Origin of the sequence: Microcoleus sp. CZ3-B2, from assembly GCF_036705055.1 — a bacterium.
In the GTDB taxonomy this organism is placed as follows: Bacteria; Cyanobacteriota; Cyanobacteriia; order Cyanobacteriales; family Microcoleaceae; genus Microcoleus.
The window spans coordinates 57,002-82,749 of record NZ_JAUBTN010000015.1 but is presented as its reverse complement, the minus strand read 5'-3'; the positions used below and the strand labels follow the sequence as shown (position 1 = coordinate 82,749).

At 47.2% G+C, this 25,748-nt stretch carries 23 protein-coding genes; 14 read left to right on the top strand and 9 right to left on the bottom strand.

Annotated elements, in window-relative coordinates; genetic code table 11:
- Positions 1–36: 36 nt before the first annotated feature.
- The 3 genes from QUA97_RS09530 to QUA97_RS09520 are packed head-to-tail and all read right to left on the bottom strand — an operon-like array spanning position 37 to position 2,890.
- Positions 37–660 (bottom strand): DUF6391 domain-containing protein, encoded by a 624-nt coding sequence (locus QUA97_RS09530; RefSeq protein ID WP_194065719.1) that lies wholly within the window; start codon positions 658–660, stop codon positions 37–39.
- A gap of 35 nt (positions 661–695) precedes the next feature.
- The gene (locus tag QUA97_RS09525; protein ID WP_370588902.1) at positions 696–1,478 is read right to left on the bottom strand and encodes an MORN repeat-containing protein; all 783 of its coding nucleotides are present in this window, start codon (positions 1,476–1,478) and stop codon (positions 696–698) included.
- Complete coding sequence (locus tag QUA97_RS09520; protein ID WP_194065720.1) at positions 1,475–2,890, bottom strand: hypothetical protein; 1,416 nt, start codon at positions 2,888–2,890, stop codon at positions 1,475–1,477. Before QUA97_RS09520 ends, QUA97_RS09525 begins: the two co-directional genes overlap by 4 nt.
- Before the next feature lie 224 nt (positions 2,891–3,114).
- Between QUA97_RS09520 and QUA97_RS09515 the strand changes: the two genes are divergently transcribed.
- Positions 3,115–3,828 (top strand): retropepsin-like aspartic protease family protein, encoded by a 714-nt coding sequence (locus QUA97_RS09515; protein WP_333194474.1) that lies wholly within the window; start codon positions 3,115–3,117, stop codon positions 3,826–3,828.
- A gap of 147 nt (positions 3,829–3,975) precedes the next feature.
- Here QUA97_RS09515 and QUA97_RS09510 read toward each other — a convergent pair whose 3' ends face one another.
- Positions 3,976–4,176, bottom strand: a complete 201-nt coding sequence (locus QUA97_RS09510; RefSeq protein WP_194065721.1) for a hypothetical protein — start codon at positions 4,174–4,176, stop codon at positions 3,976–3,978.
- Positions 4,177–4,544: 368 nt separating this feature from the next.
- Here QUA97_RS09510 and gpmI point away from each other — a divergent pair, with 368 nt between their 5' ends.
- The 4 genes from gpmI (at position 4,545) to QUA97_RS09490 (ending at position 8,195) form a co-directional block, all read left to right on the top strand.
- Complete coding sequence (gpmI, locus tag QUA97_RS09505; protein ID WP_194065722.1) at positions 4,545–6,143, top strand: 2,3-bisphosphoglycerate-independent phosphoglycerate mutase; 1,599 nt, start codon at positions 4,545–4,547, stop codon at positions 6,141–6,143.
- Between the two features lie 400 nt (positions 6,144–6,543).
- Positions 6,544–6,783 carry a preprotein translocase subunit SecG gene (secG, locus tag QUA97_RS09500; protein WP_194065723.1) on the top strand — a complete coding sequence of 80 codons (240 nt, stop codon included), beginning with the start codon at positions 6,544–6,546 and terminating at the stop codon, positions 6,781–6,783.
- A gap of 103 nt (positions 6,784–6,886) precedes the next feature.
- A complete protein-coding gene (locus QUA97_RS09495; protein ID WP_333194473.1) occupies positions 6,887–7,618 on the top strand; it encodes a peptidase in 732 nt (243 codons plus the stop codon).
- Between the two features lie 109 nt (positions 7,619–7,727).
- Positions 7,728–8,195: a bis(5'-nucleosyl)-tetraphosphatase gene (locus tag QUA97_RS09490; RefSeq protein ID WP_333117429.1), complete on the top strand. Its 468-nt coding sequence runs from the start codon at positions 7,728–7,730 to the stop codon at positions 8,193–8,195.
- Between the two features lie 298 nt (positions 8,196–8,493).
- Here the strand turns inward: QUA97_RS09490 and QUA97_RS09485 are convergent, their stop codons facing one another.
- Positions 8,494–8,973 carry a rhodanese-like domain-containing protein gene (locus tag QUA97_RS09485; protein WP_194065809.1) on the bottom strand — a complete coding sequence of 160 codons (480 nt, stop codon included), beginning with the start codon at positions 8,971–8,973 and terminating at the stop codon, positions 8,494–8,496.
- A 582-nt stretch (positions 8,974–9,555) separates the two neighbouring features.
- Between QUA97_RS09485 and QUA97_RS09480 the strand changes: the two genes are divergently transcribed.
- From QUA97_RS09480 to QUA97_RS09470, 3 genes are read left to right on the top strand one after another with little or no spacing between them, the layout of a single operon-like run.
- Positions 9,556–10,278: a hypothetical protein gene (locus tag QUA97_RS09480; RefSeq protein WP_333194472.1), complete on the top strand. Its 723-nt coding sequence runs from the start codon at positions 9,556–9,558 to the stop codon at positions 10,276–10,278.
- A gap of 49 nt (positions 10,279–10,327) precedes the next feature.
- Positions 10,328–12,256: a P-loop NTPase fold protein gene (locus tag QUA97_RS09475; RefSeq protein ID WP_333194471.1), complete on the top strand. Its 1,929-nt coding sequence runs from the start codon at positions 10,328–10,330 to the stop codon at positions 12,254–12,256.
- 42 nt (positions 12,257–12,298) lie between these two features.
- A complete protein-coding gene (locus tag QUA97_RS09470; protein ID WP_333194470.1) occupies positions 12,299–13,753 on the top strand; it encodes a DUF1802 family protein in 1,455 nt (484 codons plus the stop codon).
- A 103-nt stretch (positions 13,754–13,856) separates the two neighbouring features.
- On the opposite strand, the gene QUA97_RS09465 is transcribed toward QUA97_RS09470, so the two are convergent.
- Complete coding sequence (locus tag QUA97_RS09465) at positions 13,857–14,573, bottom strand: Uma2 family endonuclease (RefSeq protein WP_333194469.1); 717 nt, start codon at positions 14,571–14,573, stop codon at positions 13,857–13,859.
- Between the two features lie 48 nt (positions 14,574–14,621).
- Positions 14,622–17,633, bottom strand: coding sequence for a bifunctional diguanylate cyclase/phosphodiesterase (locus QUA97_RS09460; RefSeq protein WP_194065730.1), 3,012 nt, complete (start codon positions 17,631–17,633; stop codon positions 14,622–14,624).
- 397 nt (positions 17,634–18,030) lie between these two features.
- Between QUA97_RS09460 and nfi the strand changes: the two genes are divergently transcribed.
- Complete coding sequence (gene nfi, locus QUA97_RS09455) at positions 18,031–18,684, top strand: deoxyribonuclease V (RefSeq protein WP_194065731.1); 654 nt, start codon at positions 18,031–18,033, stop codon at positions 18,682–18,684.
- A gap of 599 nt (positions 18,685–19,283) precedes the next feature.
- Positions 19,284–19,514, top strand: a complete 231-nt coding sequence (locus QUA97_RS09450; protein WP_194012612.1) for a KGG domain-containing protein — start codon at positions 19,284–19,286, stop codon at positions 19,512–19,514.
- A 5-nt stretch (positions 19,515–19,519) separates the two neighbouring features.
- Here the strand turns inward: QUA97_RS09450 and QUA97_RS09445 are convergent, their stop codons facing one another.
- Together QUA97_RS09445 and QUA97_RS09440 are read right to left on the bottom strand one after the other, a co-directional pair.
- Complete coding sequence (locus tag QUA97_RS09445; RefSeq protein ID WP_333194467.1) at positions 19,520–19,678, bottom strand: hypothetical protein; 159 nt, start codon at positions 19,676–19,678, stop codon at positions 19,520–19,522.
- A gap of 221 nt (positions 19,679–19,899) precedes the next feature.
- A complete protein-coding gene (locus QUA97_RS09440) occupies positions 19,900–20,055 on the bottom strand; it encodes a hypothetical protein (RefSeq protein WP_194065733.1) in 156 nt (51 codons plus the stop codon).
- 54 nt (positions 20,056–20,109) lie between these two features.
- Here QUA97_RS09440 and QUA97_RS09435 point away from each other — a divergent pair, with 54 nt between their 5' ends.
- The 4 genes from QUA97_RS09435 (at position 20,110) to QUA97_RS09420 (ending at position 25,745) form a co-directional block, all read left to right on the top strand.
- The gene (locus QUA97_RS09435) at positions 20,110–20,640 is read left to right on the top strand and encodes an FHA domain-containing protein (RefSeq protein WP_194065734.1); all 531 of its coding nucleotides are present in this window, start codon (positions 20,110–20,112) and stop codon (positions 20,638–20,640) included.
- Between the two features lie 863 nt (positions 20,641–21,503).
- A complete protein-coding gene (locus tag QUA97_RS09430) occupies positions 21,504–23,507 on the top strand; it encodes an FHA domain-containing protein (RefSeq protein ID WP_333194466.1) in 2,004 nt (667 codons plus the stop codon).
- Between the two features lie 330 nt (positions 23,508–23,837).
- Complete coding sequence (locus QUA97_RS09425) at positions 23,838–24,266, top strand: hypothetical protein (protein WP_333194465.1); 429 nt, start codon at positions 23,838–23,840, stop codon at positions 24,264–24,266.
- A gap of 336 nt (positions 24,267–24,602) precedes the next feature.
- Positions 24,603–25,745, top strand: coding sequence for a DNA cytosine methyltransferase (locus QUA97_RS09420; protein WP_333194464.1), 1,143 nt, complete (start codon positions 24,603–24,605; stop codon positions 25,743–25,745).
- The last annotated feature ends 3 nt before the right edge of the window (positions 25,746–25,748 follow it).

The window sequence follows — 25,748 nt, the reverse complement described above, 5'->3', positions numbered from 1 at the left end:
CCGTGACTGCGATCGATCGGGCTTGATACTGTGCAGCTATTCAACCCAACGCACCCGCACAAAATGAGCTTCGCGTCCCCAGAAGTCATGACTTACAGTAATATCAACCACACTCAAATTAAACGGAATAGCAGTTGTGACGTAACGCTGAGCCAGAGAACCCGCGTCAGGAGCTAACTGAGCCGCAGCCGCAGCCGCAGCACCCAAACCTAAAAGTTGCAGGATGGGCCCTTTCGGCAGGGCTAAATTGATACCGACAGCAAGTCCAGCAGTCAGTAGCATTGCCACGGACAAATTGGTGCCGCAGCGGGGATGTACGGCTAAATCCCACTCTCCGCCAGCAATCCGGTGCAAAGCTTCGTCCACTGCGCGGCGCAACTGTGCGATGTCAACGTGACCGTAAAGATAAAATCCTTCGTCTGTGGACATCCCGCCCAATAACTGATTATCGGCTTTTGCTGCCGCCGCAGGGCCAGATTGACTGAGTACCCAAACGGTAGCGTGTTCTAAAGCATGAACTTGGCGCACAGTCAAGATTTGCTTCAAACCGGGCACGAAATCGAGTTGCCGCAACAAGTCAGCATCTTGAGTCGGCTGCGGGGCAAAGTCGAAAGGAAACTCGTTAGCGCGATCGGAAGCAGAAGCAGTATTTGTCGTCATTTCAAAACAGCTCCACTAATATCAGATATTAAATTTTAGGGTTGAACGCGCTTGCCTGCGCGAAACTCTCCTGAAAACCGTCTGCCTTTAGCATCTGTAATTACTCCTCTACCGTGAGGGAGTCCCTTACGCAGTTCGCCTTGGTAGCGAATGCCGTTTGGGAAACTGCAACTACCTTTGCCGTCTAGCTGTTCGTTAAAAAACTGACCGTCGCAGCGGGTGCCGTCAGTGCGGGTGAAGACTCCCCGACCAAACGGGTTTCCTGCGAAAAACTGTCCGGCGTAGCGATCGCCGTTAGCAAAGATAAATTGCCCTTGGCCGTGCGGCTGACTGCTAGCGGCCCCCCCGCCAATTTGTTCGACAATTTGAAATGTTCCCCGGTAGCGATCGCCATTGGCAAAAATAGCTTCTCCCCTAACGATCAGACCGTTGCGGAACTCTCCCACCATGCGGGCATCGCTGGCGAACAGAAACACGCCTTGACCGTTGGGCACGCCGTTACGAAACAGTCCTTCATAGCGATCGCCATTCGAGTAGACGTATATTCCTTGTCCCTGGGGTCTGCCGCTGACGAAATTTCCTTGATAATTGTCACCATTCGAGTAGTTGCACTTGACTTGACCGTTCGGGGGAGAGCCTTCGCAAACGGGAGGGCGGGTTTGGTCTGATGCTGGCTCCGCCAATGAGGGCTGAGTGCTGGCTACCAACGAGAGGTATCCTACCCCCGAACTAACCAACATCAGGATTCCAAGTTTTTGAATTGAGCGAAGCATCAATGTTCTCAATTTTCGTTCCAAGGATTGAGGTAAATTTTTCATTTCACAGAGTTCTGGGCAACTTGGGGAGATTTTTCTCCCACAATTTTGGACACCTCTACACCGTTTTCTTCTAAAACCACAACAGGCTCGATTCCAGATTTGAAATCAACTCGTTTGATCAGCACCTGCCCGCTGGCAATCCGCTGTCCTACTTTGATATATCGACTGGTTGGCTCGTTAGGTGCTTTCACAATTACCAGTATGTCATTACCAACTCTGACTACGCCACTAACTTCAACTCCTCTGGCATTGTCTGTCGAAGGCGGAGGCGGTGGGGGTGCTGGAGTCGGTGGGGGCGGTGGTGGGTTTGGGTCTTGCCAAGAGGGCGGTGGCGTTAATCCTGGCAACTGGGGCAGACCGGGCAGTTCTCTGGTAGCGATGTTAGGAATTGTGGGAGGGCTGGGCGGGCGAGCCGCGATCGCTGGCGATCGTCCCGGTGAGGCTCCCGGTCGTCCCGGTGAGGTTCCCGGTCGTCCCGGTGAGGCTCCCGGTCGTCCCGGTGAGGTTCCCGGTCGTCCGGTAGTGCCTGTTGGGAAGCCCGGTATAGATGGCAGTCCGGGTATAGATGAGGCGGGAACTCCTGCTATGTCTGGGGAGCCTGCCGGTCTAGTTCCGGGGCGTCCGGGGCCCGCTGGCTGCCGTCCGGTGCTACCTGTTGGGAAGCCCGGTATAGATGGCAGTCCGGGTATAGATGCCGGATCTCCTGCTATGCCTGGGGAGCCTGCCGGTCTGGCTCCGGGGCGTCCCGGTCTGGCTCCGGGGCGTCCGGGGGCTGCTTGGGGACGCGCTGAAATTGGCGGTCTCCATTGGGGTAAGGAGGTTAACGGCAGGTTGGGAACACTCGACACCTGTACGGGGGTTTGAGATTGGGGAAGTTGGGCAATTTCACCGCCGCCCGGTGTGCTATTGCGCTGTGCTGGTGTCCACTGAGGCGGATTTCTCTCGTCTGGCAGCTTGGGCAGACTTGGCACTTGTCTGGCTGGCAGGGTTGGAAGTTCGTTGCCGCCCACGCCACCGTCTATTTTGAGCGGTTGAGGAGGAAGGACTGAGAATGGGTCGTTTCCTAAGCCGGGGATTGTGGTCTGTGGAATTCCCGTCCCGTTTACAATAGCTCCAGATGCTGTCTTTTTGCCTTGGATGTCTGCTTGAGCTTGTCTGGCCCGTTCGTCGGGGTTTGTAGATCGGATCAAGCCGGGGGGCTGGGCCGCGACTACGGGAGAAGGAAATGTCTGAGCTCCAGGACTGGGACTGGCGGAGGCGCCGGGAGTTCCGGGAGCGTTGGTGGCCGGTGACGGAGATGCTGCACCGGGAGTGGGAGTTGGACTGGGAGTGTTGCCGCCGCCGTCGCCGCCGCATCCTGCAGTCCAGAAAGCCAACATTCCTATAGTTGCAAAATATAAAAGTTTACGCATTGCCGATCGCCCTAAACGCCTGACTTTTAAGTGATCCAAATGACTAGCGACTTTGCTGCCATTTGCGGTTTTAAGTTTACCTGTGTTTGATGGTATGCGATCGCTTTTAAATTGCCAAGTTTTCCCGACGATCTGATGTTGCAGCGGGCGCTAGGTTTTCGGGAGCGGGTTAGGATATCAATGGCGGTCTTCTTTCGACATACTTAAATTACTAAAGGCATTTTATGGTGGCAAAAGTTTTTTCCAAGGGGATTTGGCGATCGGGCATTGTTTCTGCTGCTGTTTTGACCGCAGTTGGCTTAGTAGGAGGTGGCGAACTGCATTCTCCTTCACATCCGGCGGCATTTTCAACAAAACTTGAGAAACCGGGTTTATTGATGAAAAACCTAGAAGATCGGGCGCTCCCGCAGCGTGAAACCAATGCGATCGCATTGGTGTCGGATCGGAGTTACCAGCAGCTCGATCGCACTTTCACACCAGGCTCGATCGCCACAACTGGCAATGTGTACTCTCAGTTTCGCCGAGGCCCGTCAAATCGCGTCCAACCGCCGGCATCTCCATCTGCCAATCCAAAGGTATTTCAAGCTAAAATCAAGCGCCGCGATGGTGGAACGCCGGTGATTGACGTGGTATTTAACGGTGACAAGACTTTTGAGATGATTGTCGATACGGGGGCCAGTGGCACTTTGATTACTCAGCGGATGGCTGCTGTACTGGGAGTGAGGCCGGTACGCACCGTCAGGGCGGGGATCGCTGACGGTAGCGTTGTCGAGTTTCCGATCGGCTTAGTGCGATCGATTCGGGTTGGAGGTGCTGCGATCCAAAATGTCGAAGTGGCGATCGCCAAACAAATGCCAATTGGTCTACTCGGTCACGATTTCTTTGGCAATTACGATGTGAAAATTAAAAAAGATGTTGTAGAATTTTATGTCCGCTGAGAGCGAGCCGATGCGGAAACCGATAGTCGATCGACTCCTATAAAATTATTCGCAGCCCCCTCAAAGCTGTTTTATAGCAATTAGATTGAGGTATCGATCGATCAATTCCCCAATCCATCAATCTAAAATCTAAAATAGACGGGCTTCTCATTTTGTTGATATACCGGTTCTCAAGCGTGGTGAGGATAGCCCAATTCCCAATCCCTCCGCTTCGCGCTCGCCCAATCCCTCCGCTTCGCGCTCGCCCTGCGCGGGCCAATCCCTCCGCTTCGCTCCGCCCAATTCCCAACTCCCTGCGCGGGCCAATTCCCAATGCCCTGCGCGGGCCGATGCCCGATAGTACCTCATCGCTAGAACCCCTATAAAAGCTATATTTATTTCTTGAGGCAGTAGTCAAACGCCGCCAAGTGTGGTACTTTATTGAGTGTTTGCAGAGCCGTAGACCGTTGAACTATTTCTGAAAATCCGGTCGCAAAAGCACGGCGGCTGTTGGTGAGATCGGTAACAGTCTCAGACTTTGGATTCAAAATTGTTCCACGCAAGACAATTCGCCAATCAGGTCGAAATCAGTTCCCAAAATGCTGCATCTGAGGGAATTTAGGTTGGCTTTGTTGGGCCAAAGCGTAGAAAGTATGTAAACTGATTTGCGGAAGATGTTCCCCAAACTCGGAACTCATGACGATCGAGAAATTAGTTATTGTAAATAAGGTATTCGCATGGCACAAACGTCTGTATCTCCTGTAGTGCTGATTATTCTCGATGGCTGGGGTTATCGCGAACAAAAAGACGGAAATGCGATCGCCGCGGCGAACACGCCCGTAATGGACAGTCTCTGGGCCGCTTATCCCAGAACTCTGATTAGAACATCGGGCCGCGCAGTAGGGCTTCCTGACGGGCAAATGGGCAACTCCGAAGTCGGTCACTTGAATCTGGGCGCGGGCCGCGTGGTTCCTCAAGAGTTGGTGCGGATCTCGGATGCTGTCGAAGATGGTTCTTTGCTAGACAACCGCGCCCTACTTAAACTTTGCTCCGAAGTCCGCAGTCGGGGCGGCAAATTGCACCTGACTGGTCTTTGTTCCGAGGGCGGGGTTCACTCGCACCTGAGTCACATTTTGGGTTTGCTAAAGCTAGCAAAGGCCCAGGGAATTTCTGAAGTTTGCATTCACGCCATTACTGACGGCCGGGATACTACTCCGAAAGAGGGCGTGGAAGCTCTCGGCAAGATTCAAGGTTATATCGAACAGGTGGGAATTGGCCGGATTGCTACCATCAGCGGCCGCTATTACGCGATGGACAGGGACAAACGCTGGGATCGGGTGCAGCGTGCCTATGAGGTGATGACGATTGAGGGCGCGCCTGATGGTCGATCGGCAGTTGATGTGTTGCAAGCATCCTATGCGGTCGGATTGACCGACGAGTTTGCACTTCCGACTCGGATTGCTCCGGGCGCGGTGGCATCCGGCGATGGGATGATTTTTTTCAATTTTCGCCCGGACAGGGCTAGAGAATTGACTCAGGCCTTTGTAGCGCCGGATTTTAAGGGGTTTGAACGGCATTTAATTGAGCCGCTCAGTTTTGCGACTTTTACTCAGTACGACCCGAAGTTGTCGGTGTTGGTGGCTTTTGAACCGCAGAATTTGGACAATATTCTGGGCGAGGTGATTTCTCGTCACGGTTTGCGGCAGTTGCGGATGGCGGAAACTGAAAAGTACGCTCACGTAACTTATTTTTTTAATGGGGGTCTGGAAGAGCCTTTTCCGGGGGAAGACCGCGAGTTGGTGCAGAGCCCGATGGTGGCGACTTACGATACGGCACCGGAGATGTCGGCGGCCCTGGTGACTGATGTGGCGCTGGCTGCTTTGTCTAAGCGGATTTATTCGTTTGTGGTGCTTAACTACGCTAACCCGGATATGGTTGGTCATACGGGGATGATGGGTGCGACGATAATTGCGATCGAAACTGTGGATAAATGTTTGGGGCGGCTGTTGACTGGCATTAATAAGGCTGGGGGTACGGCAATTATTATTGCTGACCACGGCAATGCTGAGTTGATGTTCGATGAGAATGGCAATCCTTGGACGGCTCACACTACTAACCCCGTGCCGTTTATTCTGGTAGAAGGCGAAGGTGTGCAAATTCCGGCTCACGGCACTGATGTTCCTCTGAGGGAGGACGGTTGTTTGGCTGATATTGCGCCGACTATTCTGGATCTGTTGAGGTTGCCTCAGCCGCCGGAAATGACCGGACGTTCTATGATTGAACCGGCTGATTTTGAAGTTCGCGCCAATCGCACTCCGGTGCGGGTGCGACTGTAGCAGGTGTCAGGTTAAGGCTGAAAACCCTTGATAAGTCTGGTTTGTAGCCAAGGCCCGATCCCCCTCGCATCCCCCGGATAGTCGGGGGACTTTGAGAAGAATCCTGTCCCCCCCCTTCTTAAGCTACGGTGTACACACATCTCTGTGTAGAACCAAAATCCTCGGAGATCCCCCTAAATCCTCCTTAGGTCGGGGGACTTTGAGAAGAATCCTGTCCCCCCCTTATTAAGCTATGCTAGGGGGATCGGGCTTCGGGTAAAAGCGAGATTTCTCAAGGTTTTCAGGGTTAAATTGGCACGATGAAAGGCAGTGCCGTGTCTAACCGAGGTTGTGCGCGATCGACCGAATTTGATATCATAATAAATTACTGATTACTAATTACCAATTACCCCCCCCGATTATGAATATTGTTTCTCTGTTACAAATGATCTGGTCTTTGTCTGCTCTAGGACTTGTGGTTTTGGTGTTGCTGCACAGCCCTAAAGGCGATGGTATTGGAGGGATTGGCGGACAAGCTCAATTGTTTACTAGCGCTAAGAGTGCGGAAACGACTCTGAATCGCATTACTTGGGGTTTGTGTATTGTTTTTATGGGTTTGACTGTAATTTTGAGTGCTGGTTGGTTGACTCCTGCGTCGTAAGATGAGGATTTTGAACCGCAAATAAACGCAGATTGACGCAGATATAAATGTGAGATAGTTTGCATTAATCTGCGTTTATTTGTGTTTATCTCCGGGCGGAACAATGCGGTTGTGGAAAGTTAGGATCAAAAATCGATTGCGGGCTGGTTTGGGATTGGCTTTATGTTGTTTTAGCCTGATAATTTTTAGTCAGGTTAATACTCCTGCTGCTAGTGTTTCTATTCTGGAGAATAGTTGGCCTGCTCCACAGGTTCACCCTTTGCCGCCAATGCTGGAAAATTGGCAGGATTCAACAAATAGCGGTGATTATTTCGATCGGGTTAAGCCACCGAATGTTGGTCATTTGCTGTGGTCGAAGTTCCCGATTCAGGTTTATGTTGAGCGTCCCGCTGATGCTAATAAGTCTGAAGAATGGATGACCGCTGTGTTGGATGTTGTGCGGGAATGGGGCGTTTATTTACCTTTGGAGGTGGTGGATAGTTCGGAGGTAGCTGATATTACAATTTTACGTCGGGCTCCGCCTTTGCGTCAAGGGGTTTTGCGATCGCGCTCTGGGGAATCTACCTATAAATTGTACACCCGTCAAGATGGTGATAAAACTGTTTTATCTCACCGATTTTCGGTTTATTTGAATCCCAATCAAGTGGGTAAGTATGTTGCGGCGACGGCGCGACACGAGTTGGGCCACGCCTTGGGAATTTGGGGCCACAGTTCGATGGAGACTGATGTGCTTTATTTTTCTCAGGTACGCAATCCTCCGCCTATTTCTGCGAGGGATGTTAATACTTTGAAGCGGGTTTATCAGCAGCCAACTCGGTTGGGGTGGGAATTGTAGTTTAAACCACAAATTCCCGGCTCTTGGAAATCGCGTCTACACAAACGAAGTCCACCTGCGTGGACTAAGAGAAGATTCCGATTAGTTATTCATAGCAAAGAGAAGAAAGATGAAAGATGAAGCTTTTGGAATTGTGCCAGTTTTTGCGACAGAAACTGATAGTTTGTTTTTGTTGATTCAACATCAAGCCGGACATTGGGCGTTTCCTAAAGGTCACGCAAATCCGGGGGAATCAGCGCTAGAAACTGCGAAGCGGGAGTTTGAGGAGGAAACTGGCATCCGCGATTGTGAAGTGCTGGAGGAGCCTAGTTTTGTGGAACGTTATTCCTTTGTTAAGGAAGGGAAGCCTAGTTCTGTGCAACATTATTCCTCTGCGAAGGAAGGAGAATCAATTGAAAAAACTGTTACTTACTTTTTGGCTTTTGTAAATTCAATGGAAGTTCAGTTGCAAGTAGAGGAAGTTCAAAATTCGGCCTGGAGTTCCTTTGAGGATGCAGTTAAGCTGATTACTTTTGATGGGAATCGGCAGATTTTGAGGGAAGTTAAAGCATTTTTGGACGATAAAAAAAATAGTTAATATCAAATCCGGTTATCTAAGCATAATTAAGTTTACAGTCAGGACTTTAGTTCTCTTTTAAAACTTTAATTCGCTAAGGGCTGAAGTCCTGAATGCAAACAAATTGTTCTGTTAGATACCCGACTTCTTGAAGAAGTCGGGTATCTATAGCAATCCTAAATGATTGTCTGTAGGGACACGGCATTGCCGTCTCCCGGACACGGCACTGCCGTGTCCCTACAGATGGATTTTGGGGAAATCACATTTATGTTCGCCGCACGTGATAATGATTTAGGATTGCTATAGGTATTATGTGAGATTATTTGTGGGTTTTCTGGGTTTTGGCGTGATGTTCTAGGCGAGCGAAAACGTTGTAGGCATCGGGCCCTGGATTGCCGTGTTCGACTGCGCCGTCGATGGGGCCGTCGATGGCTTTCCAAGCTGGAATTCCGCCTTTTAGTTCGGCTACTTTTCTAAAGCCGGCGGCGCGGAGAAGATTGGCGGCTTCTGCTGTTTGTGCGTCGGTTTCGCCGTAGATGTAGATGTCGCGAACGGTTTCTAGACTAGATTTTGCGCGCTCTACTAATTCGTCAATTGGCATCGGTACTGCGCCGGTAATGCGACTTTTGTTGAAGCTTTCAAAATCGCGCGCGTCGATGATTGTGAGTCCTGGTTCGCCCCAATCTAAACGGGCTTTGAGGTCGTGGCTGGATACTTGGGCTCTTAAAGCGGGAGGGGTGGAAGTAAGGTCGGGAAGTTTTTCTTTGATGTCGGCAATTTGGTCGGGAATAGTTTTCATAGGAAAAGAATTGTTCACTGTTTTGATTGCAATTGCAATGTAACGAGATGTGTAAGTTGAATGCGTCTTTCTAAAGGCATAATCGGGTATTTAACTAAAGTCGCAGTTGAGTTGAATTGCTGGTGGTTGACTGCTGTTGGGAACGCTATATTTGTTGAGTTTGTTAACCTGTTCCGGCCCGGCTGCGGATTGTTTTGATTTAAAAGTGCGATTTTATACCAGTTGTTTAAAACTATGCTAAAAAAGAAATTTTGTGTTTTTTTACTTTGTTGTTGAGGTGCGGATCTACTCGAAAAGTCGATGGACTGTGGGGATTTATTGCGGTATCCGCAGCCTGGGAATTCTCTGGTATGAATTTTGAAAATTGGTATTGTTTGCAGCGGATGTTTTGAAGTGCGATCGCCCTTTTGGTTGAGTATTGTATCAAATGATGACACTTTGGTCAATCCTAATTATTTTAAAATGAAAATTGCTGGATGCTGTGGGCGGTATGGTGCGCTATTTTGCTGAAAAATTGAGAGGTTTTTCTGCAAAATTTCTGGTAAGATTTGATACTAACAATAGGTATTTAAAGGTATGGATATGTCTGAAAACAGTGAAATTGCGGTGTCTAAAACTTTGACACCGGAACAGCAGGCGGTTTGGGATGCGAAGGCGAAGGTTCGGGTGCTGCTGAATTTGTGGGATTTGGGCGGTGGGAAGATGCAGGTTAAAAAGGGGGAGTTGACTAAGCGGATTGTTCGCACTAATGAGACGAGTCAGAGATATCTGGGAGTGCTGGGCGAGTTGCAGGCGACTGGGGCGATCGAGTATTCGCTAGTAAATCGGGTGACGCTGGTGGAGTTGAGTGCGAAGGGGAAACAAGTTTTGGCGGATGGCTTGAAAAGTCCCGATTCTCTGTTTGAGTTTGATGGTTCTCAAATCGGTACTCGGCTGGGAAATGCTTTGTTGAAGTGGATTCGGCATCAGGATGGTGCGGCGGGTGTTGGGGTTGAGGCGGGGAAAGGGGATGTAGGGGCGATCGCCTCCTATGACGATTTTAAGGCTGTGGCGATCGATGTGTATGACACCTTGAACCGGGATTATAACTTAGATGATTTAGTGCCGATTTATCGGATGCGTCGGGCGATGGGAGAAAAAGTCAGCCGTTCTCAATTCAACGAGTGGCTGTTGGAAATGCAGGCTACTGATATTTTTCAGCTAATCGGGGGTGAAATGACAGATATCTCGATCGATAAAGCTGAAGATTCCATCAAAACTGCACTTGGTGCACTCCGTTACTATGTCAAACGGCTAAATCCTTAAAATTGGCCTAAAATCCCTTTGTAAATTCGTTAACCTCACACAAAAAATCATGACTAATTCTTCTTTTTCTTCCATTGAAGACCTGAACGCGGCTCTTTTAAATCTAAATCCATTTGCTAAACCTCCTTTTCTCAATGCTGGTGATGTTTGGGGCCAGGAATTCTTCGATGTTGAGACAATAAATGCCCACGCCTCTGATGCTGTATTTCAGGCGCTAGCTCAAATTCGTGCTGGTCACTACAAGACAACTTCCATCGCTATAACTGCTCAGGATGGAACAGGCAAAACTCACATTATTAGCCGCATTCGCCATCGCCTACAAGAGCATGGCGGGGGCTTGTTTGTCTACGCTAATAAATATGGTAATATCAATCAAATTAAGCAAGGATTTCAGCGAATATTGGCTGAGAGCCTGGGAAAGATTGGTAGAGATGGGGTGAGACAGTGGCAAGAACTAGCAACGGCAATGGCTAACAATGCTTTAAAGGTTTCCAAACCCAATGCTAAAGTTTTTTCTTCTCAAGAGTTATTGGGAAAATTTAAGGCAGGCACGCCCAAGCAACTAAAAAAGTGGGTTAAGGATCTAACAAAAGCATTTCTGCAAGCGAAAAGTGTTAACGATCCTGATATTGTCAAGGCAATTTTTTGGACACTCTCCGACGAGCAATCACTTTATGCAATCAAATGGTTAGAGGGTCAAGAACTTGCTAAATACAAAGCCGATGAGTTGGAACTACCAACTCAATGCCAATCTTTTGAGGCGGTTTTGCAAATCTTAGATTTGATTAGTGAGTACAAGGAATTGGTCATTTGCTTTGATGAGTTAGACACGCCTGATGCCTACGACGATATTAGTGGCTTACACATCAGTCAGATTGTTGCAGGACTAATCAAAGATTTGTTCCAAAATCTAAACCGGGGTTTGATACTGAGTGTAATGATGCCTCCTCAATGGAGCAATAAAATAAAGCAGCTACCTGGTGGAGTGTTCACTAAGGTTTCGGTTCAGGGAAATCCGATTGACTTGAAATACATGGATGGAGAATCAATTGTTAACTTAGCTACCTTTTGGTTAGACAAATATTATGAACGGCAAAACTTAATTCCTCCTGAGCCAATTTATCCATTCAATCAAATTCAACTTAGCGAGCTTGGCAAAGGAAAACCCACTGTTAGAGAGGTTTTGAAGTGGTGTAAAGAAAATTGTAAGCCTCCTATTTCTACGGGTGAAGGCACTAAAAATCCCGATATTTCTAATCCCGTTGAACTTGCTTTTGTCAAAGAGCTAGAGGAAGACATAGGAAATGATTTAGAAGATAATTATCTGCTTGCTGATGCTATTTTATTTGGATTTCAGAGTTTGATTGGTCAGACGGTGGAAAGAGTAACAGTTGAGGAAGCCACAGATCGAGTTAGAAAACGTGGAGGCAAGGATGATTACATCAATTTCAAAGTAATTGGCAAAGACAACGGAAAAGATGTAATCATTGGAGTAGCAGTGCTTCAGTATGCTGGTGGCAAAGGGTTAGGAGCGGGTTTAAGAAGGTTAAATGATTACGAAGCTTTTAATCTGACTCGTGGTTGTTTGGTTCGTTCCCAGAGCAAAAAGATTACTTCCTACCTTGAGCAACAGTATCTTGTCCCGCTCATTAAACAGCAAGGTGGAGAGTATGTCGAACTGAAAAAAGATGAAATTAAACCGCTGTTAGCTATTCGGGCTGTTCATCAGAAGCGCGAAGTAGATTATGGGGTGAGTGAGGAGGAAATTTTCAATTTTATTGCAGAAAAAGGTGCTGATAAAATGCTAGGGGCTAGCAACCCCTTGCTTACAGAGATTCTTAGCGATCCGTCCTATCAGGTTCCTACCGATCTGATTGAAGATGAACCCGTAGCTGTAGCGGAGTCTATTATGGATGACTTATCCGAGTCAGAAGAATTAGATAAGTCGTGCGAGAATTTACTGAGCGAGTTTAATTAAGGCTTCCTAAACTATCAACTTCATATGGGGACAAATACTCTCATGTCGCTAGTCAATATTGACAGGGCTATCCGTTTGCCGGCCCCAGACGTAGAAGGTTTAATCCAAGGGCGAATGATTGCAGCTATAGTGTGGCGAACGTTTAATCCGGGAGAACAATATGCACTCTATCCAGGCACTGTTTCAGGTAACTTGCCCTACGCTCAATATTATCGATCGCATTTTTTACCCGTTGCTCAAAAGGCACTTGCTCAGTTAAATTCAGATAAAGTTTCGATCAAAGCTTGGGCTAGGTGCGAATTGTGCCAAATGGTGAACGATTGTGAATCCTTAGAAGCTTTGTCGCGGTTAACAGTCTGGAAAACAGAGGGATTGCAGCAAATTCTCTTAGAAAAACCTTACATTTTTGTAGCTTACCTGCGGGTTTATCTGCTACCTCAGCCGCTTGCAATGCCTGTGCATCCCAGCGGCAATTTTGTATCTTTGCCAAAACCCCTAACTGTTACTGATTCAACGCCAGTGTTGAGCGATAATATCTTTGCCAAACGTCGCAAACAACTGGAAAAACTAGAGCCTCCCGAACATCCAGAATTGGAAGAATTGCAAAGTGCATTAGTGCATTTATCCACCACCAACCCAAAAGCCAAACAACTAGACGCAGAAATCAAAATGTTTCTAGGTTGGAGTAGCGATAAGCCTGTAAAACCAATCAAACCGGATTTAGCTTGGATAAATACCATAGCAGCTTTGGGAAATCGCACCAAAGAACTAGATAAAGACAAAAGCAACTATCAAGCAGGAACAGACTTTGAAATTGTAGTGCGCGATAGCCTTGAGTTTTTGGGGTTTACAATAGATTATGCTCACAAAGGTGGTGCTGGCGGCTTAGATTTATTATGCTCAAAACCTTACCCCTTAGTTGGCGAGTGCAAATCCGGTAAAAAAATCCCTAACGATACAGCAGTTCAATTGCTGAATTTAGGAACGCTACGCCTCCCAGATAAAGAAACACTCGCAAAAGCAACTAAGTTGATTATTGGCCCTGGCGTTCCAACTACTCAACTTATGGATGCAGCAAAAAAACACGGTATGGCAATTATGAACCCTGAGACGCTTGAAAAACTGGTTAAACTTCAAAGCAACTATCCTAACTCGGTGGACTTATTTAAACTGAAAGAATACTTAAAACCGGGACAATCTGATGATGAAGTTGCTAAATATATTGAGCAAGTTGAACAAGAAATTAAAGTGCGATCGCACATTCTTGCTATTCTGAAAAAGTATCACGAAAATTCTGGTTCTGAACGAGCAAGTGTCGATGCTCTTAGCGGTGCGTACTCAATGTCTAACCCACCCAAGAAGTTATCCCGCGAAGAGTTACACGAAATGTTAGTAGAGCTTTCTTCTCCGCTGACAGGTTATGCAGGACGAATTAAAGGCGAGAGTTTAGGGCGCGATCGCTTTTATTTCCTGCGCGATTTGCAATTAGATGATTGAGACTAAAAAAGAGCGATTCCCTACCCTACGGGAACCCCTACGGGGAACGGGAACTCCTTCGGAGAACGGGATAGCTTTGCACGCGGGTACTTCATCCAATTTCCTACACAGTATCAGGATCTACGCCCAACTCCCGCAACCTCGCCGCCAATCTTTCAGCTTTCTGCAATTGAGCTTGTTCTGCCTTAATTAACCCTTCCACCAATGGCGGATCTAAAATTTCATTGACTGATAATCTCAGATTGGGAAATACTACAGATACCATTTCTTCACCCGGCAAGTAATTTACCTCTGTATAAATGTCATCACCTTCGAGAAATGCCATAACTCGCACCCGTTGTCTGTTTTCTGTTGGGTCAACAATTACATATTCCGGTACGTTAGCTAGTTGGTACTCTCCTCGTTTAGTTATATAATCTGCCCGCCGATCTTGGCTGACCACTTCTATTACTACTAACGGCGTTTCATCAAAGCCAAGGATGCCGGAACCGGGTCTTGCAAGAGCTTGTTCCCACAAACTTTGAGTGCAGACAACTACATCGGGAATGCGGGATGTAGCATCTTCTGTTCTCACTCCTACAGAAGTTTTTACTACTAAATCGAGATTGTGTTCAGCGAGATAACGCTGTAATTTGTAAACCCAAAATTCGCCGATGCTTGTGTGTAATGCGCTAGCCGTTGCTATCGGGATTAATTTGCCTTTGTACAGTTCATATTTTACATCAGGATCTCCTTGATAAACTCGGTATTCTTCAAAGGTTAAAGTTGGGGAAGTATCAATTTTCTGGTCGAGTACAACTGGGGCGATCGATTGAGACATAGGTTTTGATATTAGTTGGCCTTGATACATTTCCTATTGTAGATCGGATTACCATTTGGGCGATCGCCTCAACAAGGCTGTAGCTGCCTCACTGTCGAGAGGTTTAGAGAAAAAGTACCCCTGACCGTACTCGCAGCCGATCGCCCGCATTTGAGCCAATTGCACGGCGGTTTCGACACCTTCTGCCACTACCTCCATCCCCAAACTGCGGGCCAGCATGACGATCGCCCGCACGATTTCCAAATTTTCCCCAGCAGAGCCGATGCGGCCGATAAAAGAGCGATCGACCTTCAAAATATTAATCGGGAATTTGTGCAAATAACTCAGAGACGAATAACCAGTACCGAAATCATCAATACACAACCCGATTCCCAACTCTCTCAACTGCGAAAGCATCGCCGCCGCCGCTTCCCCATCTGCCATCACCACAGTCTCAGTAATCTCCAACTTCAAACAGCGAGCATCAACACCAGTTTTCTGCAAAACTTGCTTCATTTGCTCGATCGAATCGGTTGCCGAAAACTGTCTTCCCGAAAGATTTACAGCTACTGTCAGACGCGAATTGTCAGCAGGTAAATTCAAACTTTGCCACTGAATAATTTGGCGACAGCTTTCATTCAAAACCCACAAACCCAAAGGCATAATTAAGCCTGTTTCCTCAGCCATCGCAATAAATTCCATCGGGGAAACCAAACCCCGTTCCGGGTGCAACCAGCGCACCAGCGCCTCAAATCCAATAACTGAGCCACTTTTTAAACAAACGATCGGCTGATAATAAACAGTAAAAGGACATTCCAATTTAAGAGGAGGAGCCAATTGTGATTTCAGACGATCCCGCCGGCGATCGATTTCGCATACAGGCGAATTTTCCCCCACCAGCCCACCTGCAAAATTCACAATTGAATATGTCAAATTCAGTTCTTCAACCGACTGCCGCAAATCGTGTTCCAAGTGCATCAAAGCCACAGCCCGAGTGTGCATCGCACTGGTAAACACTTCGTAGCGAGCTTTACCGAGAGCTTTGGCGCGGTACATCGCAATATCAGCATCGCGCAAAATATCTCCAGGTAACTGATATTTTTCGGTACTCAAAGCAATGCCGATACTAGCAGTAATTAAAACTTTATGACCTTCTAAATAAAGCGGTCGTTCGATCGCCCTGAGAATTTCCTTTGCTTGGGCGATGGCCTCATCAACACCGTGAATTTCCTCCAGCAAAATCACAAACTCATCTCCTCCCAGACGAGCCGCCGTATCGCCCGGTCGCAAACAAGTCAAGAGACGGCGGGCTACAGCCACCAACAGCCGATCGCCCGTACCGTGTCCCTGGCTGTCATTAATCACCTTAAACCTGTCCAAATCCAGAAACAGCACCGCAAACTGATAGTTCGGATGCCGTTTGACGCGGGCAAAAGCTTGCCCCAACCTGTCAGTCAACAAAGCGCGGTTCGGCAACTCCGTCAGCGCGTCGTGCAAAGCATCGTGCAACAATTGGTCTTCAGCCGCCTTGCGCTCAGTCACGTCGTGACAGTTGACGACAATTCCCCGCACCGAAGGTTCCGCGAGCAAATTCGTCGCCACCGCTTCCAAAACGCACCAGAAACCGTCCTTGTGCCACACTCGGTATTCCGCCAATCCCATACCAACCCTCGGCATTTCGATGACACCTTGGAAAACTTGAGCCACCATCGGCAATTCGTCAGGGTGAATCAAATCAAATACAGAGCGGCCGAGCACTTCCGCCGTCGGGTAGCCCAAAATCCGCTCGGCGGAAGGAGAAACATAGCGGCAAAAGCCTTTTTCGTCCAGAATTACAATAATGTCTCTAGCATTTTCAATCAGCGAGCGAAAACGCTTCTCGCTTTGCCGCAGTTCTTGTTCCGTGCGCTTGCGATCGGTAATGTCGGTATTCAGGTAAATCAGACCGACAATTTTCCCCGTCGGGTCTTTAATAGCATCGGCCCGCAGCAGCACTTGCACAATTTCGCCACTTTTTGTGCGGTTGGTAACTTCACCAGACCAAGAATAACCTTGGGCGATCGTGTCCAGTACCTCCCTAGCGACGGCGGGGTCTACAAAAACTGTCGGTATACCTCCAGCGAGTTTCAATTCCTCTGCGGTGTCCCATTCAAATAGCTGAGAAAACGCTGGATTTTGATAAATGTGAGTGCCGTTGGCATCGCTCATGCCGATCGCGTCGCTCGAACTTTCCACCGCCTTGCGAGTCAGCACCAGAGCTTCTTCTGCTTGCTTGCGCTCGGTAATGTCAATCCCTACCAGACAAGCTGCATTCCCCCGATCGTACTTTTGAGCGACAATCAAATAATGTCCCGCCGACTGTCCGCCGTCGGTTTTCACCTTAGCGCTGAGTTCTTTAATCGCTTCCGTAGCGTCGCCGGCAAAAAACTCCACCACAAAAGAATGAAAATCCTCACTCGCGCCCAGAAAACCGATATCTTGACCGACAAAAGCCGAGGGCGGCAAACCGTGCAGTTTGGCTAGGTGCTGGTTAACCCCCAAATAGTGCAAATCCGAGCTAATCCAAGACACTGTTCCCGGAACTGCTTCCAAAATCGTTTGCAGTTGGTCGTTAGCTTGCTGCAAAGCTTCCTGTACTTCTATGCGTTCGGACAAGTCCGACTGAACGGCTACGAAGTGAGTCAATTTACCGCTGTCGTCTCGCAGGGGATATAGGAACAATTTGTTCCAAAAAGGAGTGCCGTCTTTACGATAATTTTTGATTGTTGTCTGGATTTCTCGACCTTGGCGCAAGGCCTCGCGGATCTTAGCTACGGTAGTGCGATCGGTATCGGAACCTTGCAAAAATCGGCAGTTGCGCCCCAACACTTCATCGGCGCAGTAACCCGTGATCCGCTCAAAGGCAGGATTGCAATAAAGTATGGGACAGTCTGGTGCAATGGCATCAGCAATGATAATAGCGTTGCTAGTAACTGCCAAAGCTCGATCGCGCAGCCACAGTGGATCTGAGGCCGTATGGCGATCGGCCGCACTTTCCACTTCACCTAAATTAGAAATTGACTGGTTTTCCCGATCTCCCATCAGCCGAACTTTCAAGCAAACCTTTACAATTTCCGAGTTGTTTCTTACTTTAGCGTTTTTCTGGGTGCCCGCCACGTAAATTGTATCTTGGCGTTAAAATACGTAGGATTTCACCCAGCGTTGTGATACCAAGTTCATAAAGTAGCGCTAGATATTATCCCCCACCCCCCAAAACATCGGGGGGGCTAAGACTTCATCAGCACATCTTTATAAAAATAGTATTGGTTGTCTTTTCTAATGTTGGTGTTGCGCCATTAAAAAAATCACATCTTCGCGATCGCGCAGTGAAAAACCCTGAATTTCTCCCCCATCAAAACGACCAAGGATCAAAATCCCAGATGAAAAATGGCAGAAAATAAGTTAAACTTAGATGAGAACGGTTGAATCAAGATATCTAATGTGGCAGCGACACCCTTGGCCCGAAACAATTGAAGAGGCGATCGCCATTCAAGAACACCTCCGGCCATTGGTAATTACCGAAAATCAACTTGAGACAGTTCGGTATGTCGCAGGCGTAGATGTCGGCTACAACAGTGCAGACAGCCTATCGCTGGCGGCTGTCACAGTTCTGAGCTTTCCCGACTTGCAATTGCAGCAGCAGTCTGTGGTTCGCAGTCCTACAGCTTTTCCTTACATTCCCGGTTTCCTGTCTTTTCGAGAAGTGCCTGCAGTCCTGGACGCTTTAGAAAATATCAGTTTGAAACCAGATTTGATATTGTGCGATGGTCAAGGACTCGCTCACCCCCGCAGGTTCGGTCTTGCCTGCCATTTGGGAGTTTTGACAGGAATTGCGACGATCGGAGTTGCCAAAACTCGATTTATTGGAGAACATTCAGAAGTAGGACTCGAACGGGGCAGTTGGCAGCCCTTGCTGGAGGATGGCTCGATTTTAGGTGCGGCACTCAGGACGCAAACAGGGGTAAAACCGATTTATGTATCGATCGGTCACAGAATAAACTTGATAAGTGCGATCGAGTACGTCCTGTGCTGCACCCCAAGATACCGCTTGCCTGAAACCACTCGATCGGCCGATCGACTAACAGCGGAATAACTGGCAAACCCGGAAGGGCTCGGTGGATTTTGGCATTTTTCGCATTTTCGATGGGGGATTTGACTTGCAGCGCCGTGAATCACCGGAGATTGAACTCTTGTCTAAAATTTCGATCTCTCTAGGGGTGAAGTCGGAAAGCAAGTATCGATTTTTGGGTGGGAACACAAAAAAAGAAAAGTAAAAAGACCAAAAAAGTATCCGTCTTTAGACTTGAAATTTTTGAAGTGTCGCCCCCTTGTCGAAAAATCCTCTGAGTTTACCGCCAATCAGCTTTCGGTTCCATCCTTCTAGCGAACTAAAGAATGACTATACCTGAGAAAGAGGTATAAAAGTTGAGGGATTTATAGAATGATTGAAAGACGGTAAACTGCTTAAACATGGGCGGCTCTAATTACAGTACCCGGGCGTGAACTATTTTTAGTTCACATTTGTAAATTACAAAACAGTCATTCTGTGACTTAAACCAACAGTTTAAATTCGCGCGATGGCGTTTGATAATTTACCGTCTGATATCTCACCACTGACTGGAAATACCAATTACAGTGGGAGGCGAAGGCGCGATCGAGCTAAAAAATCAGAAAAAACACAAGGAGACAGTCATGGCTGAGAAAAGCAAACGCGGATTCGCTTCTATGGATGCCGAAAAACAGCGCGCAATTGCTAGCAAAGGTGGAAAAGCTGCACACGCGAAAGGAACAGCCCACGAATTTACTTCGGAAGAAGCCAGACAAGCTGGTCAAAAAGGTGGTGAAGCTGTCAGTAGAAATCGGGAACACATGGCTCAAATTGGTCGAGAAGGTGGTAAGAAAAGCCGCAAGAGCGAAAGTTAATTCTCTTAAACCTTTGCCTGCAACGAAACGAGCAAACGCTCGCGTTTGAGGAAGTGGAGCGATCGAATTCCCGCAATCAGCGAGTTCGATCGCCACATCAAAAAATCGCAAACAGCGCACCGCTTGACAACTGCAAAAACCCCGCAGCCATTAGTGATTAGCAAGCAATCGCCGGCAAATCAATAACAAAGCGCCAGTCGGGTGCAGAATTTTTCAGGAAAAAAAGCTGGCAAACTGCGCGATTCGATTTCTCAAACAAAGCCGATAGGAATACGAAAAGCCCCAAAGTAGGGGCTTTTTTGTTGAAGTTAACAAAATATTTTTTTACATCAAGTCCGATAGATTACCATAACAAAAACCGTACTGCGAACCTTACTAATTGCGGTTAATCTGCCGGAAATGATATCAGAGGTATACATTGGGCGATCGCCATTGTGACGTCAGAAACCGGGTTTCTTTGCAGATTTCTGATTGCCAAACCCAAAACTCGTCGTAGAAACCTGGCTTTTTTGCCCGATCGCGCGAGTCCAAAAACGAGCATAAGTGTTGATATAAATAGGTAAAATATTTTATATGTTCAGGAAACAATAGAATTATGATAAACCAGCTAACTTTAACATGGACAGAGGCTGGGGTGCGTCAAACTCAGACGATTCAACACGGACAGCCGAGCAAAAATCCGGGAACCGTAAGACTGGGGCGCGATCGGGCAAAATGCGATCTAGTATTGGACGATCGCAGCGTATCGGGACTTCACGTCGAAATATTTTTCGATCGAGAATTGCAAGAATATGCAGTGCGGAATTTGCGCCCCACCAATCCGCCCCTGGTAGACGGAAAAATTCTCGCCTCCGGCGAAGCAACATTGAGATCCGACAGCCGGATCCATTTAGGCCAAGTGCAAATCGATGTGGTGTCTGCGCCTGCGGTACAAGTAGCCGCGCCGCAGACAGTTTTGCTGTGCGGGCCCGCGGTTCCAAGTTCTTCCCCGCCGACAGGGCCTTCAAAATATGGTTTGCAGTGTCCCAAGTGCAGCCGCGTTTCGCCTTACGCGCAGTTGAGTGCGGGGTGTCCGTGGTGCGGTACTTCTCTGGCGGCGGCGATGAGTGTGGTGCTTTCTCCTTGATGGCTTTTGATTTTTGATTTTTGATTGTGGCGAGATTTTTAATTTTTGATTTGAGACAGAGGCTAGGGCGATCGCCGATGCTAGGATCTGGTACATCTGTGCTTTGCATTTGAGGTGCGATCGCTCTCAAAAAAACATCCTTTTTGCCATGTCCCAGATGCTCTCGCTAAAATCCTAGCGTTTCCCCCAGCTCATTTTCCCTTCAAAATCTCGCGGGTAAAGTGAACCGAAGCCGCCCACACTTAAATATATCCGCCCATTTACCTTACTCATACCAATTTTCCAAATTAATGCAACAGTATATGTAGGGTATGGATAAATCGACAATCTCTAAAAAAAAGTGACAATCTAATAGCGACGCACCTTAATACATTGGGTGAACTAAACAACCCTCCGTTTCACCGCGTCCAAAAATTTTATTGTTGCAACATTTTTTCTAAATGGTATAAACCCGGTTTCTAGGGAAATATCGGGCCCAGCAACCAGAATATTTCTAGACGGACGGGGGGTCATAAACCGGTTTTTTTTTACCAAAAAGCGCGTTGTCACCCAGAGTAAGGGCAAAAAACCAGGTTTCTTGGGTTTTAATGCGTAATTCCTGCATAAGTCTACCGAACTGCGTAGTTTCTAACTCCCCGTGCCTCTAAAACTACTAAAGTTTGTGAGATCAGCTCTCATCTCAAATCAATTCCCGTTGCACTCATACATGATGTTAACTGTTAACGGTTAACAGTTAACAGTCAACAGTGAATTTACTATTCCGATGAAGAGAGAATTTGATATCAAACCAGAACCCTCAAATTCAAAAATCTTTTTTCACAGAAAGCTCAAAGCCGACGGCTAATGTTTAAAAAATCATCATAATGAATCCTCAACCCTTGCGCCTGCGACTGACTTGGAAAGACACAACTACCGGGGATTGTCACTCTCCGATACTCGACTTGCCGATCGCCTTGGGACGAATTTTTGAAGCTATGCCCGCCACAATCAACGGGAAACGAGTTTCTCGAATTGCCCTCAGCAGCAGTCAAATTTCTCGCTTTCACGGAGTCATTGCTACCGAAGGCGACAGTATCGTAATTACTGACACCGGCAGCCGCAACGGTACTTTTGTCAACGGTACCCGCCAAAATCGGTGCGTGCTGGCCAACGGGGATATGCTGCAAATCGGGCCCTACGCGATCGGCATTTCCTTTGCTGTGAACTCCGCAGAAATCCACTCTGTCAATTCTCACATTTTCTTTAACCCGCAGACCAATGGGCCAGACCCGTCGATCGCGCCGCCAATGGTGTCGCCACATCCTCAAACAGCTAGCAGCGGAGAATTTCCGCCGATCGCATTTTTGCAGGCGAATCAAATAACCATGCGATCGCTCCAATCGATGGGAATCCCTGTAGTCGAAGTTGATTGGGTCGCCGTTGGGGGCGGCTTGGGCAGCTTTATGTGGGTGGATTTGCTGAGAATTTGCGGCGTGAAAGTCGATCGAATTGCGGTTTTGGGCCTGGAAGAGCAGCCTTACGCCCGCTACCGCCGGTTATGCCTAAATTCTCAAATTCCGCTGCGGGAACGGCTGCGATCGAATTCTGACGCTTGCCCAGACAACATTTGGGGCTGGCCTCCCTATGCCCTGCGGGAAGCTTGGCAGGAATTGCTCAAAGGGCGGTTGATTGTATCGCTAAAGTTGATGTGGCAGGTGTTTGCGGAACCGACTTTTGCCGAAACTTATACGCCTCGCGCCGGAAATGTGTTTGATGCGATTGACAGGGAAACTCTGCGAATTGGGTGGAGTCAGATGTTTCGCTACGGGAGAGTGCGGGCCATTCGCAAAACAGATGACGGCAGGTACGCGATCGCTTATTCTCGATCGAATGCCGATCATCGCGATCGGGCTTTTTTAATCGCCAAATACGTACACTTAGCCACCGGCTATCCCGCGATTCAATTTTTGCCAGACTTGCAGGAATACCGCGAAAAAACCCAGGATTTTAACTCTGTTGTCAACGCCTATGAAAACCACGACAGCGTTTACCAAAAATTGGAGGCTAAGGGCGGCAGCGTGTTAATTAGAGGCCGAGGGATTGTAGCTTCTCGCGTTGTGCAGCGAATTTACGAAGCCAGACAGCGCAACGGCAACATTCAAGTATTGCATTTGATGCGATCGGCAAAACCCCAAGGCAACAAATTTAACCTCGCCGTGCGACAAGTCGAAAATCACTACGAATTTCAACCTTTCAACTGGCCCAAAGCCTGCTGGGGCGGCGAACTCCGCGTACTTTTAGAAAAAGCTCAACCAGAATTGCGCCCGCAATTGCTCGCAGACTGGGGCGGCACCACTACAGCCAACCGCAGCGACTGGCGGCGGATAGTCAAAGAAGGTTTAAGTCAAGGATGGTATCAAATTACCTTCGGCGAAGTCGAGCGAGTCGAGCGCGACATTCAAAACCGCACCGTGACGTACATTCAGGAAAAAGAACTCAAGGGGCAAATTAAGTTAGAAGCTGATTTTATTATTGATGCTACGGGTTTGGACGCTAAAGTAAAAACCAGTCCCCTGTTAAACGATTTGGTAGTTCAATACAATCTTCCCCTCAACAATTTGGGGCGGCTGAGCGTGCACAAAAATTTTGAAGTCCCCGAATTGCGTAACACTTCCCCCACCCACGGAGAAGGGCGAGTGTACGCAGCGGGCGCGATTACTTTGGGCGGGGCTTACGCGCCGGTAGACAGCTTTTTGGGCTTGCAATACGCCGCCCTGCGTTCTGTTGAAAGTCTGGCGGTTGACAGAGTTCCGGGTGTCGGCAAATTGAGCGTTTGGCGATCGTTCCTACAATGGTTAAAGTGGATTTTAAATAAATCTCCAGGATAATTTGAAAAAGAAGTTCGGCCACGGATTTTTTAACGGATTTAACGGATTTAAAAAAGCTTCGTCTTCAATCTATAATTCAACCCACATTCCGCACTTCAAAATGTAATATGTAATTATTACACCTGTTTGGTAGTTTGGCAAACACCAAAACAGAAAAAGCTAAATATTTATACGCAAACAAAACAAATAAAACGTCAAATAACTCAGAATTTTCGTATTACTTGGTATACTACAAGTTGACGTGCGGAATGTGGGATTCAAAATTCAAAATCCAGCATCGAATAATCTTCGCCTTCAATCTAAAATCTAAAACCCAAAATCTAAAATCGAATGACCCCCACCTTATTCGGCCGCTGGCAAACCCGGTTACTACTATTTGCAACCGTAGGCATTTTAGTAACACTGCCCTTTTTTATGGGTTTAATGACAACCAAATCCGGCTCAATCTTTTTCTTGATTTTAGGCTATCTAGCAATTTTTGGTCTCGGCTGGGATGCCTTATATATCTATATCCAGCAGTTTCGCTGGGATCGAGATTGGCCCGGCGTATTTCAATTGCTTGCCGGCATTTGGGAAGCGCTTTTTGTGTTATTTTTAATCAAGATTATTGGTTTGCCGGGAATACCAGCCCAAGATTTTGACTTGGGAGCTTTTGCACTGCATTATAGTTTAGTGTGGCTGGCTATTTATCTGGCATCCCAAACACTAATGCGGATTTTTTTTCCCTACTGGCGTTTTCGAGGCGGCCAGTGGTTTTAAGCATAGATTTTAGTTGCGTATTTTTGTAATTTGAAGTAAAACCGCAGATATCAGGCAGATAAACACAGATAAACACAGATAAACGCAGATGATTTTCCATATCAGGCAGAATTTGGTAGCGCATACCGACAAGGAAAAGTCTATTTTGGGTCAGCCGAAGGTACACGCTCAACTGAATTTATAGTAATACGAAATCAGGGTTTGAGACACTGTTTATTTTTGAGTCGGCGCAGGCCGACTTTGTGTGTATAGTAGCGGTTTCAACCGCCCAGCGATAAAAGGGATAACAAAGCCGGATTTATAGTAAGCTTTTTATTAAATAAATGGGATGATTTAATGCACTCTCTTCCTTGTATATTTTCGTTTTTTTCCGGTTCGGGATTCCTTGACCTCGGTTTTGAATTGAGCGGCTTTAATGTAGTGTATGTCAATGAAATTTTCCCACCTTTTATGCAAGCATACCGCTACTCTCGCCAGTGTCTGAATTTGCCGTTACCAGAATATGGATACTGCGAAGGAGAGGAAGCAGATGTGACTCGACTTATAGAGGGAAAACCAGCACTTCACTTGCGGGAATTGATGCAGGATGCCCGCAAGCATCACGATATTATTGGATTTATTGCTGGGCCACCTTGTCCTGATTTTTCTATTGGTGGCAAAAACCGAGGTGGGGAAGGAGATAAAGGTCAACTTTCAGCTTCGTACATTGAATTAATTTGTCAGCAGCAGCCGGATTTCTTTTTGTTTGAAAATGTCAAAGGTTTGTGGAGAACTAAAAAACATAAGGCTTTTTACGACGAACTCAAGCTTAAGTTGGCTGATTCTGGATATGTTTTTGTGGAAAGGTTAATAAATGCGATCGAATACGGTGTCCCGCAAGATAGAGACAGAATTATTTTAATCGGTTTCCAAAAAGATATTGTTAAAAATATGGGTATTTATTTAGATAAAAATAGCCCGATGTTGCCTGAAAATTTATTTCCTTGGTCGAATCAGATATTATATCCAAAATCTGAAGTTTTTGCTTGTTCTTGGCCTGAAATAAATGCCTTTGTCGGTGATAGTTTTTTGCCTTGCCCTGATGGCATTCCCAAAGATTTAACAGTACAGTTTTGGTTGCAAAAAAATGATGTTGCCAACCATCCTAATGCCCAACACTATTTTCAACCAAGAGCGGGAATTAAAAGATTTGCTGCTGTCGATGAGGGAGATGATTCTAAAAAATCTTACAAGCGTTTGCACCGGTGGCGTTATTCGCCTACTGCTTGTTACGGCAATAACGAAGTTCACTTGCACCCCTACAAAGTTCGCAGGCTTTCTGTTGCAGAAACACTGGCTATTCAGTCTCTGCCAAAAGAGTTTGCACTGCCAGAAAATATGACTTTAACTAATATGTTTAAAACGGTAGGGAATGGAGTTCCTTACTTAGCTTCCCAAGGAATTGCTAAAACAATTTTACATTTTTTATATTCCAAATAAATA

Excerpts from the sequence above, each read along its gene's own strand:
- QUA97_RS09530 (WP_194065719.1), bottom strand. The coding sequence starts at position 660 with ATGACGACAAATACTGCTTCTGCTTCCGATCGCGCTAACGAGTTTCCT.
- QUA97_RS09525 (WP_370588902.1), bottom strand. The coding sequence starts at position 1,478 with ATGAAAAATTTACCTCAATCCTTGGAACGAAAATTGAGAACATTGATG.
- QUA97_RS09520 (WP_194065720.1), bottom strand. The coding sequence starts at position 2,890 with ATGCGTAAACTTTTATATTTTGCAACTATAGGAATGTTGGCTTTCTGG.
- QUA97_RS09515 (WP_333194474.1), top strand. The coding sequence starts at position 3,115 with ATGGTGGCAAAAGTTTTTTCCAAGGGGATTTGGCGATCGGGCATTGTT.
- QUA97_RS09510 (WP_194065721.1), bottom strand. The coding sequence starts at position 4,176 with ATGAGGTACTATCGGGCATCGGCCCGCGCAGGGCATTGGGAATTGGCC.
- gpmI (WP_194065722.1), top strand. The coding sequence starts at position 4,545 with ATGGCACAAACGTCTGTATCTCCTGTAGTGCTGATTATTCTCGATGGC.
- secG (WP_194065723.1), top strand. The coding sequence starts at position 6,544 with ATGAATATTGTTTCTCTGTTACAAATGATCTGGTCTTTGTCTGCTCTA.
- QUA97_RS09495 (WP_333194473.1), top strand. The coding sequence starts at position 6,887 with ATGCGGTTGTGGAAAGTTAGGATCAAAAATCGATTGCGGGCTGGTTTG.
- QUA97_RS09490 (WP_333117429.1), top strand. The coding sequence starts at position 7,728 with ATGAAAGATGAAGCTTTTGGAATTGTGCCAGTTTTTGCGACAGAAACT.
- QUA97_RS09485 (WP_194065809.1), bottom strand. The coding sequence starts at position 8,973 with ATGAAAACTATTCCCGACCAAATTGCCGACATCAAAGAAAAACTTCCC.
- QUA97_RS09480 (WP_333194472.1), top strand. The coding sequence starts at position 9,556 with ATGTCTGAAAACAGTGAAATTGCGGTGTCTAAAACTTTGACACCGGAA.
- QUA97_RS09475 (WP_333194471.1), top strand. The coding sequence starts at position 10,328 with ATGACTAATTCTTCTTTTTCTTCCATTGAAGACCTGAACGCGGCTCTT.
- QUA97_RS09470 (WP_333194470.1), top strand. The coding sequence starts at position 12,299 with ATGTCGCTAGTCAATATTGACAGGGCTATCCGTTTGCCGGCCCCAGAC.
- QUA97_RS09465 (WP_333194469.1), bottom strand. The coding sequence starts at position 14,573 with ATGTCTCAATCGATCGCCCCAGTTGTACTCGACCAGAAAATTGATACT.
- QUA97_RS09460 (WP_194065730.1), bottom strand. The coding sequence starts at position 17,633 with ATGGGAGATCGGGAAAACCAGTCAATTTCTAATTTAGGTGAAGTGGAA.
- nfi (WP_194065731.1), top strand. The coding sequence starts at position 18,031 with ATGTGGCAGCGACACCCTTGGCCCGAAACAATTGAAGAGGCGATCGCC.
- QUA97_RS09450 (WP_194012612.1), top strand. The coding sequence starts at position 19,284 with ATGGCTGAGAAAAGCAAACGCGGATTCGCTTCTATGGATGCCGAAAAA.
- QUA97_RS09440 (WP_194065733.1), bottom strand. The coding sequence starts at position 20,055 with ATGCTCGTTTTTGGACTCGCGCGATCGGGCAAAAAAGCCAGGTTTCTA.
- QUA97_RS09435 (WP_194065734.1), top strand. The coding sequence starts at position 20,110 with ATGATAAACCAGCTAACTTTAACATGGACAGAGGCTGGGGTGCGTCAA.
- QUA97_RS09430 (WP_333194466.1), top strand. The coding sequence starts at position 21,504 with ATGAATCCTCAACCCTTGCGCCTGCGACTGACTTGGAAAGACACAACT.
- QUA97_RS09425 (WP_333194465.1), top strand. The coding sequence starts at position 23,838 with ATGACCCCCACCTTATTCGGCCGCTGGCAAACCCGGTTACTACTATTT.
- QUA97_RS09420 (WP_333194464.1), top strand. The coding sequence starts at position 24,603 with ATGCACTCTCTTCCTTGTATATTTTCGTTTTTTTCCGGTTCGGGATTC.